Annotated in this window: 6 protein-coding genes; 2 read left to right on the forward strand and 4 right to left on the reverse strand. The window is 71.0% G+C overall.

Features of this window, described 5'->3' with window-relative positions:
• A partial coding sequence (locus IH13_RS0113630) for a sensor histidine kinase (protein ID WP_031084203.1) occupies positions 1–1,142 on the reverse strand: 1,142 nt, incomplete at its 3' end.
• Entirely contained in the window at positions 1,139–1,792 is a 654-nt protein-coding gene (locus IH13_RS0113635) for a response regulator transcription factor (RefSeq protein ID WP_031084206.1), read from the reverse strand. The genes IH13_RS0113635 and IH13_RS0113630, both read right to left, overlap by 4 nt.
• A 147-nt stretch (positions 1,793–1,939) precedes the next feature.
• Here IH13_RS0113635 and metG point away from each other — a divergent pair, with 147 nt between their 5' ends.
• Complete coding sequence (gene metG / locus IH13_RS0113640) at positions 1,940–3,544, forward strand: methionine--tRNA ligase (protein WP_031084208.1); 1,605 nt, start codon at positions 1,940–1,942, stop codon at positions 3,542–3,544.
• Between the two features lie 64 nt (positions 3,545–3,608).
• Here metG and IH13_RS0113645 read toward each other — a convergent pair whose 3' ends face one another.
• A complete protein-coding gene (locus tag IH13_RS0113645) occupies positions 3,609–4,376 on the reverse strand; it encodes a lipoprotein (protein ID WP_031084210.1) in 768 nt (255 codons plus the stop codon).
• 225 nt (positions 4,377–4,601) lie between these two features.
• Positions 4,602–6,419, reverse strand: coding sequence for an aspartate--tRNA ligase (gene aspS, locus IH13_RS0113650; RefSeq protein WP_031084212.1), 1,818 nt, complete (start codon positions 6,417–6,419; stop codon positions 4,602–4,604).
• A 195-nt stretch (positions 6,420–6,614) separates the two neighbouring features.
• Here aspS and IH13_RS0113655 point away from each other — a divergent pair.
• Positions 6,615–7,588: GAF domain-containing protein (locus tag IH13_RS0113655; RefSeq protein ID WP_031084213.1), on the forward strand; the 974-nt coding region annotated here is incomplete at its 3' end.

The following is a 7,588-nucleotide window of genomic DNA, read 5'->3' on the forward strand; positions in this document are numbered from 1 at the left end:
GCCGTGGCCGTACCGCCGTGGGCCACCGCGATGGACCGGACGATCGACAGCCCCAGGCCCGACCCCTGGCCCATCCGGTCCCGCCCCTCCCCCCGCCGGAACGGCTGGAAGAACCCGGCGATGTCCGACTCGGCGACCTGGGGGCCGGTGTTGCGGACCACCAGCTCCGCGCACGCCGACAGCGAGACCTCCACCGATCCGCCGGGCACGTTGTAGCGGACGGCGTTGGACAGCAGGTTCGCCACCAACTGGGCCAGCAGCTGCCGGTTCCCCCGTACGACGCAGGGCTCGATGGCGACCGCCACCCCGGGCCCCGGCCCCGGCCGTCCCGCCGGTGACGGGGGCTGTGCGGCCTCCTCGGCCACCACCTGCGCCAGATCGACGTCCTCGCGCTCGCTGTTCGCCAGCCCCCTCTCGCTGCGCGCCAGCACCAGCAGCCCCTCGATGAGCCGCTCGCTGCGCCGGTTGTTGTCCAGCAGCGTCTGCCGGGTCCGTACCAGGTCCTCCGGGGACGGGTCGTCGAGCCCGATCTGGATGGCGGCCCGCTGGGTGGCCAGCGGGGTCCGCAGCTCGTGCGAGGCGTTGGCGATGAACCGCCGCTGGCTGTCGAACGCCTTCTCCAGCCGGGCCAGCAGCGCGTCCAGCGTCTCGCCCAGCTCCTTCAGCTCGTCGTCGGGCCCGCCGGCCGCGATCCGCTCGTGCAGGGTGTGCTCGGACAGCTCGCGGGCCTTCGCCGTCATGGCGTGGACGGGCCGCAGCACCCGCCCCGCCGTCCACCAGCCCACGGCCACCGCACAGCCCGTCATGACGAGCAGGGCGGCGACCGACCAGTACAGCAGCTCACGGCTGGCGGCGTCGCTGACGTCGTCGGTGACGTCGTAGACCGTGGGCGGCCCCAGCCGGCCGCGGTTGTGCAGCGGGCCGTTCACCGCGAAGCCCGGCTGGGCGACCGCCGCGGAGGTGGCGATGGCACGCGCCTGCGAGTCCGTGCCCGCCCGCGACGCCAGGTTGACCGTGGCGAGCAGCGCCGTGCCCAGGACCAGGAACACCCCGCCGTACACGAGGGCGATCCGCGTCCGGATCGTGGAGTGGCGCCCCTGCCACGCCTCCTTCCCCTGCGCGGGCTTCGTCGGCCGGGTCACAGGGCGTACCCCACGCCCTGCACGGTGCGGATGAGCGGCGGCTCCCCGAGCTTGGAGCGCAGCTTGCTCATGCAGACCCGGACGGCACCCGTGAACGGGTCGGCGTTCGCGTCCCAGGCGCGCTCCAGCAGTTCCTCCGCGCTCACGGCGGCACCGTCGGCCTCCAGCAGCAGCTGCAGCACGGTGAACTCCTTGGGCGACAGGTCCAGGTCGCGCCCGTCCCGGGTGGCGGCCCGGCGCACGCTGTCGAGGCGGATGCCGTGCCGTTCCAGCTGGGGCGGGACGGGGCGGGCGCTGCGGCGGCGTAGCGCGCGTACCCGGGAGACCAGCTCGGGGAACTCGAAGGGTTTGGTCACGTAGTCGTCGGCGCCCAGGTCGAGCCCCTCCACCCGGTCCTCCATGGTCCCGGACGCGGTCAGCATCAGGATCTTGGTCCGGGAGCCGGAGGCCACGAGCCGCCGCGCCACGTCGTCGCCGTGGACCCGGGGCAGATCCCGGTCCAGGACGACGACGTCGTAGTCGTGGAGCCCCAGGTAGGCGAGCGCCGCGTCCCCGCTGTAGACGGTGTCGACGGCGAAGCCCGCCCGCCGCAGTCCGGTGGCGACGAGCTCCGCGAGGATCTCCTCGTCCTCGGCGACCAGTACCCGCATGGTGTTGTCCCCTGCCTCGTGCACGCGTGCCTACTCCTCCCAGGATGCGTCTTTGGTACGGGAAAGGATGTTTCGCAAAGCTCTCCGCGGCCGGGACCGGGCTCATCGAGGTGAGTGGGCCTCCCACGGACCGTTAGGATTTCGACCATGGCGGCCACTGGATCCGAGAAGCAGGGGGCGAAGGCGTACTACGTCTCGACCCCCATCTACTACGTCAACGACGCTCCTCACCTGGGCCACGCCTACACGACCGTCGCAGGCGACGTGCTCACCCGCTGGCACCGCCAGCGTGGCGAGAAGGTGTGGTACCTCACCGGCACGGACGAGCACGGTCAGAAGATCATGCGCACGGCCGAGGCGAACGACGTCACCCCCCAGGCCTGGTGCGACAAGCTCGTCGAGGAGGCGTGGAAGCCCCTCTGGGAGCACCTGAACATCGCGAACGACGACTTCATCCGTACGACGGAGAAGCGGCACACCGACCGTGTGCAGGAGTTCGTGCAGGACCTGTACGACAAGGGCCAGATCTACAAGGGCGGTTACGAGGGCCCGTACTGCGTGGGCTGTGAGGAGTACAAGCTCCCCGGCGACCTCGTCGAGGCGGAGGACGGCACCAAGCTGTGCCCGATCCACAAGAAGCCGGTGGAGATCCTCAAGGAGGAGAACTACTTCTTCAAGCTCAGCGAGTACGGCCCGAAGCTCCTGGAGTTCTACGCGGCCAACCCGGGCTTCATCCGGCCCGAGTCGGCGCGCAACGAGATCGTGAACTTCGTCGAGCAGGGTCTCCAGGACCTGTCGATCTCCCGTTCCACGTTCGACTGGGGCGTCCCGGTGCCGTGGGACCCGAAGCACGTCATCTACGTGTGGATCGACGCCCTGCTCAACTACGCGACGGCGGTCGGTTACGGCGCCAACCAGGAGAAGTTCGACGCCACCTTCCCGGCGGACGTGCACCTGATCGGCAAGGACATCCTCCGCTTCCACTCGGTCATCTGGCCGGCGATGCTGATGGCCCAGGGGCTCCCGCTGCCCGGCAAGGTCGTCGCCAACGGCTGGCTGATGGTCGGCGGCGAGAAGATGTCCAAGTCGAACCTGACGGGCATCAAGCCGCAGGACCTGACCTCGCACTTCGGGGTGGACGCCTACCGCTGGTACTTCCTGCGCGCGATCGCCTACGGTAGCGACGGCTCGTTCTCCTGGGAGGACTTCTCCGCCCGCTACACCTCCGAGCTCGCCAACGACTACGGCAACCTGGCCTCGCGGGTCGCGGCCATGGTCGGCAAGTACTTCGGCGGCGCGCTCCCGGAGGCCACGGCCGCCGGCGAGGCGGAGCAGGCGGTCCGCGAAGGGCTCGCGAAGGCCGTGGCCACGGCCGACGAGAAGATCGGTGAGGAGCTGGACTTCCAGGCCGGCATCCTCGCGGTCTTCGACTTCGTGAAGCAGGTCAACGGCTACATCACGGAGCAGGAGCCCTGGAAGGTCGCCAAGGACGAATCGCCCGAGGCCCAGGCCCGGCTCGCGACGATCCTGTACACGGCCGCCGAGTCGCTGCGCGGTGTCGCGGTCCTGCTGAACGCCGTGATGCCGGAGACCTCGCAGAAGCTGTGGGAGTCCCTCGGCGCGGAGGCGTCCCTCGGTGCACTGGCCGACCAGCCGGTGCAGGACGCGGGCCGCTGGGGCCGGCTGCCCGCCGGTGCGACGGTGACCAAGGGCGCGGTGCTCTTCCCGCGCCTGGAGGAGAAGCCGGCGTAACCGCCACGACCCACGGCGAGGGCCCAGGACCGGCACCGGTCCTGGGCCCTCGTCCGTACGGGGATCACCTCAGCAGGGACGCCGCGTCCCCCATCACGATCACCGGGTGCTTCGCCGGGTCGAGGGTGCGCAGCAGTTCCGTCATCCGGTCCTCGGGGAGCGACACGCACCCCTGGGTGGGCCCGCCGTGGTCCACGTGGAGCCAGATGCCACCGCCCCGCTCCTCTCCGAGCGGCCGGGTGCGGTCCAGGGGGCTGACGCCGGAGACCCGGTTGTAGTTGATGGCGACCACGTAGTCGAAGGACCCGTCGAGCGGCTCCCCGAGGAACCCCTCGCCCGTCACCGCGAAACGGGGCTGTTCGTCGTACGGGAGCAGCGCCCCCGGATCGGGGAGGCGGCCGCCCGCGTCGGTGAGGCCGAACACCCCCACGGGTGACCGGAGGTCGTCCGCGACGTGGTGGTCGGTCCAGCCCCTCTTCCCGTTGTGGGCGGCCCACGGGCCGGTCACGGGCCTCCAGCCGGTGGCGGGGTCGTCACGGCCGTAGACCATGACCACCGAACGGTTGGAGTCGGCGCCGTCGCCGGTCACCACGACGGCCTGGCCGGCCCCGGCCGGGATCTGCGCCCGGGTCTGCGGCCCCAGCGCCGGGATCTCCGCCGGGGGCACGGGCACCGGCCGGGCGGAGGCGGAGGAGGGCGCCGACGGCCCCGCCGAGGACTCGGGACCGGCCGCGCCACGGGGAGCGGGGTTCTCCGCCGCACCGGCCGAGCAGCCGGCGGCCAGCAGCAACAGCGCGACGAACAGGACGTACGGACGGCGTAGGACGGACACGGTGCACGGCTCCTCGTGGGCGGGTGGACGCGGTATCTCGGTGGCAGTCTTTGCCGGGCCCGGCAACGCCGAACCGGATCCGGGGCCATCCGGCTGTACCACGTCCGTGTACCCGCGCCTCGATGTTCCGCACCGTCGCGCGTCCGTCCCGGCCCCACGTGAAACAGTCCCCGGCCATCCGGCCGGGGACTGTTTCACGTGGAACCGAAGCGGAACCGCTGACGCCTACTTGGCGCCGGTGTCCCTCGCCACCGAGTCCTTGGCCTCGGCCTTCTCCTTCGCTCCCGCCACGGGCTTGCGGAGCTGGATGTTCAGCTCGCGCAGCCGGGTCTCGTCGAGCACCGTGGGGGCGCCCATCATGAGGTCCTGGGCGTTGCCGTTCAGCGGGAAGGCGATCGTCTCGCGGATGTTCGGCTCGTCGGCCAGCAGCATCACGATGCGGTCGACGCCCGGGGCGATGCCGCCGTGCGGCGGGGCGCCGAGGCGGAAGGCCTTGAGCATGCCCGCGAACTCGTGCTCCACGGTCTCGCGGTCGTAGCCGGCGATCTCGAAGGCCTTGATCATCAGCTCGGGCTCGTGGTTCCGGATGGCGCCGGAGGACAGCTCGATGCCGTTGCAGACGATGTCGTACTGCCAGGCGAGGATGTCCAGCGGGTCCTTCTCCTCCAGGTCCTTCAGGCCGCCCTGGGGCATCGAGAAGGGGTTGTGCGAGAAGTCGATCCGGCCGGTCTCCTCGTCCTTCTCGTACATCGGGAAGTCGACGACCCAGCAGAACCGGAAGACGCCCTCCTCGAAGTGGCCGGCCCGCTTGGCGGCCTCGACGCGGACGGCGGACATGATCTTGGAGACCTCGTCGAACTCGCCCGCGCCGAAGAAGACGGCGTGGCCGGGGACGAGGGAGAGGCGCTCGGTGAGCGTCTTGACGTCCGTCTCGGTGAGGAACTTGGCGATCGGGCCGGCCAGCGTGCCGTCCTCGCCGACGCGCACCCAGGCCAGGCCCTTGGCGCCGTGCTCGACCGCGTACTCGCCGAGGCCGTCGAAGAACTTGCGGGACTGGCCCGCGGTGTCCGGCACCGGCAGCGCGCGGACGTGCTTGCCGGCGAACGCCTTGAACCCGGAGTCGGCGAAGACGTCCGAGATGTCGACGAGCTCCAGCTTCGCGCGGAGGTCCGGCTTGTCGTTGCCGTACTTCAGCATCGACTCGCGGAACGGGATGCGCGGGAACGGCGAGGTGACGTGGCGGCCGTTGCCGAACTCCTCGAAGAGCTCGGTCATCAGCTTCTCGATCGGCTGGAAGACGTCCTCCTGCTCGACGAACGACATCTCGACGTCGAGCTGGTAGAACTCGCCCGGCGAGCGGTCGGCGCGGGCGTCCTCGTCGCGGAAGCAGGGCGCGATCTGGAAGTAGCGGTCGAAGCCGGAGATCATCAGCAGCTGCTTGAACTGCTGCGGCGCCTGGGGGAGGGCGTAGAACTTGCCCGGGTTCAGCCGGGAGGGGACCACGAAGTCGCGGGCGCCCTCGGGGGAGGTCGCGGTGAGGATCGGGGTCGCCATCTCGTTGAAGCCGAGGGCCACCATCTTGGAGCGGATGGAGGCGATCACGGCCGAGCGCAGCATGATGTTGCGGTGCATGCGCTCGCGGCGCAGGTCGAGGAAGCGGTACTCCAGGCGGCGCTCCTCGTTGACCCCGTCCTCGGCGTTGATCGTGAACGGCAGGGGGCCGGCCTCGCCCAGCACCTCGACCTCGGTGACCTCGATCTCGATCTCACCGGTCGGGAGCTCCGGGTTGACGTTGTCGGCGCCGCGCGCGGAGACCTTGCCGTCGATCCGTACGACGGTCTCCTTGGTCAGCTTCGACAGGGCGTCGTTGCCGGGGGTGCCCGGACGGGCGACGAGCTGCACCAGGCCGTAGTGGTCGCGCAGATCGATGAAGAGGATGCCGCCCAGGTCTCGGCGATTGTGCAGCCAGCCGCTCAGCCGGACGTCGGTGCCGACGTCAGAGGCGCGGAGCTCGCCGCAGGTGTGGGACCTGTACCGATGCATCGTCGTTCATCCAGTCTTCGCGGTCGGTGTGGATTGACACCCCAGGCTACCGCCCGTACGCGCACCACTTCATTGACATGGTCGACGCGGGGCCTTCCGGGCCCCACCGTCGGGGCCCACCGCCCCGGCGCGGGGCGTGTTCGGGCGGCCGTTCCTCGGTGGCGCCCGCAGAGCAGACCTCCATAAAGTGGGGCAATGCGCACCGAGGACATCCTGGCCGCGACCGGGACCGGTCTGTGGAGCTGGGACAGCGCGGTGGAGACGGTCTGGCTCGACGCGGAGGCGGCCCGGCTGATGGGCATGCCCGCCGAGCCCGTCACCTGCCACGCCGACGACGTGCGCCACCGCTTCCACCCCGCGGACGTCGACGAACTCAACGGCATCGTGAACTTCGCGGTCACCAAGGGCACCATGGCCGAGACGCGGCTGCGGGTCGTGGACGGCCGGGGCTCGGTGCTGCGGACGGTACGCAGCCGGTCGAGGCCGGTCACCGTGGAGAAGCCGGGCCCGCACCGGTTCGTCCTGCGGGGAACGCTCCAGGAGGTGACGGAACCGGCCTCGCCCGAGGCCGCCGACGCGGCCGTCACCGGGGACTGGCGGCGGTCCCGCGAGGCGTTCCTGCTGGACGCGGGGCGGGCGCTGGCCGAGGCGGGGTCCACCGCGCAGGTCCTGCGGGTCGCCGGTTCGCTCTCCATGCCCGGGTTCGCGCTGGACGGCCTCGCCGTCTTCGGCGTCTCCGGCGACCACCTGACGGTCGTCGGGCACTACGGGCACGACCCCGGCGACGAGAAGCGGTTCACGGACATGCCGCTGGAGACCGACTACCCGGCGGCCGAGGTGGTGCGGACCGGGCAGCCGATCTACCTGTCCTCACCCGAGGAGTACCGCCGCCGCTTTCCCGCCACCTGGCCCCTGGCCCGCGACTTCGGACGCCGGTCCTGGGCGTTCCTGCCGCTCATCTCCGGGGGACGGACCACAGGGGCCTGGATGGCCGGCTTCCAGCACCACGTGGTGTTCTCGCCCGACGAGCGCTCCGTGCTGTCGACCGTCTCCCGGATGCTCGCCCAGGCCCTGAACCGGGCCGGAACCGCCGAGACCGAGCGCGAGCTGTCGATCGGGCTCCAGAAGACGATGATGCCGTCCACCGGCCCCGGCGTGCCGGGGCTGAC

The organism is Streptomyces sp. NRRL WC-3549, from assembly GCF_000721935.1.
Taxonomy (GTDB): Bacteria; Actinomycetota; Actinomycetes; order Streptomycetales; family Streptomycetaceae; genus Streptomyces.

Bases quoted from the DNA above. Each gene is read 5' to 3' on its own strand.
- IH13_RS0113635 (WP_031084206.1), bottom strand. From the start codon at position 1,792: ATGCGGGTACTGGTCGCCGAGGACGAGGAGATCCTCGCGGAGCTCGTC.
- metG (WP_031084208.1), top strand. From the start codon at position 1,940: ATGGCGGCCACTGGATCCGAGAAGCAGGGGGCGAAGGCGTACTACGTC.
- aspS (WP_031084212.1), bottom strand. From the start codon at position 6,419: ATGCATCGGTACAGGTCCCACACCTGCGGCGAGCTCCGCGCCTCTGAC.